The following is a 350-nucleotide window of genomic DNA, read 5'->3' on the forward strand; positions in this document are numbered from 1 at the left end:
GATTTCATGGCTGATGTTCATGAGCGTATCAATGCCCATCGCCAAGCCTTGAAACGTGGTGAAACCAAACAAGAAGATCCGATTCCGCCTGTTGCGGAAGCACTGGCACAGCAGGCATGGGTCTTGTGTTTTGATGAATTCACAGTGACCGATATTGCCGATGCCATGATCCTTTCCCGCCTGTTCTCAGCGCTTTTTGAGCGTGGTGTGGTGCTGATCGCAACCTCCAATGTGGCGCCGGATAATCTCTATCCGAACGGGTTGAACCGCCAGCTGTTCATGCCGTTTGTCAGTATTCTTAAAACCCGCGTAGACGTAATTAATCTGGATTCAAGAACCGATTACCGTCT

The 350-nt window shown here is 49.7% G+C and carries 1 protein-coding gene; it reads left to right on the forward strand.

The window, feature by feature from the left end; all coding sequences use genetic code 11:
• A partial coding sequence (gene zapE, locus HBA93_RS19560) for an AFG1/ZapE family ATPase (RefSeq protein WP_221724401.1) occupies positions 1 to 350 on the forward strand: 350 nt, incomplete at both ends.

Origin of the sequence: Ochrobactrum sp. SFR4 (assembly GCF_019730395.1) — a bacterium.
Classification (GTDB): domain Bacteria; phylum Pseudomonadota; class Alphaproteobacteria; order Rhizobiales; family Rhizobiaceae; genus Pseudochrobactrum.